This window comes from Mycobacterium sp. IDUB_28, from assembly GCF_055419285.1.
In genome coordinates, this window is sequence record NZ_JBVAXK010000048.1 from 1 (window position 1) to 269 (window position 269).

At 72.5% G+C, this 269-nt stretch carries 1 protein-coding gene; it reads right to left on the bottom strand.

Features of this window, described 5'->3' with window-relative positions; genetic code table 11:
• On the bottom strand, positions 1-269 hold a 269-nt coding region (locus tag ACZYZ9_RS26490; protein WP_463829115.1), incomplete at both ends, for a DUF222 domain-containing protein.

Here is a 269-nt window from a genome sequence, read left to right on the forward strand (position 1 = left end):
ACGATTGTGGCGGAGACGGCTAGGTCGGCGAGCAGTTCGGGGGTGATGAGTCCGTCGGTGGCGCCGATCATCGCCGCCACGGTGCCGTCGGCGCCGGCGGTGTTGGTGAGGGCGTCGTGGGGGGCGATCACATGGATGGTCACCGGGGAGGCCGGTGGGCGGGTGGGGGCGGTGCAGTCGGTGCGCCGGCATAGACAGCTCATGCGGGTGGCGCGGGCGGTGAGGGCTTCGATGGCATCGGCGCGGCGTTGTTCGGGGGTGCGGGGGTC